The sequence below is a fragment of the Peribacillus sp. P4_C12 genome (assembly GCF_056402095.1).
This window is the reverse complement of sequence record NZ_JBFUIB010001196.1, coordinates 1-551: the sequence shown is the minus strand read 5'-3', so window position 1 is coordinate 551 and position 551 is coordinate 1. Positions and strand designations below refer to the sequence as shown.

At 37.0% G+C, this 551-nt stretch carries 1 protein-coding gene; it reads right to left on the bottom strand.

Features of this window, described 5'->3' with window-relative positions:
- Positions 1-164: 164 nt before the first annotated feature.
- Positions 165-551: EamA family transporter (locus tag AC1DUW_RS32100; protein WP_477644618.1), on the bottom strand; the 387-nt coding region annotated here is incomplete at its 5' end.

The following is a 551-nucleotide window of genomic DNA, read 5'->3' as shown; positions in this document are numbered from 1 at the left end:
CTTACGATACTGATTATGTGAATGGAAAGTCTCTTCAGAACTTGAAATAGCCCTATAGAGTAGACATAAATAAGGGCTCCTTGTTGGTATTATCCTCTTTAAGTAGACAGTGTAATATCCATGTATATACATGGATATTACACTATTACTTGGAGGGGATTTTTCTATTTTTTCTTGTTTTGTAGAGATAGATAAACAACTAATACTAAAATAAGGAATCCACCAACAATCTGCCAAGTTCCAAATGGTAACTGCAGCCAAAGAATACTACTGACAACAGCTGTTAAAGGCTCAACTGTGCCAAGTAAAGTCGTTTCCTTCGCCGTTAAGTATTCTAAGCTTTTGATAAACATCCAAAAAGCGAGTGCTGTGCCAAAGAGGATTGTAAACCCTAACGCTATATAAATGGAAGCGGACCAATTTATAGCTTCGATTGCCCAAATAGGATGAACAAAATTCATCACAATTCCGGCAAGTAACATAGCCCAACCAACAACAATTACGGATGAAAAGGACTCCAATAACGAACGTGCATAGAGTGTGTAAAAAGC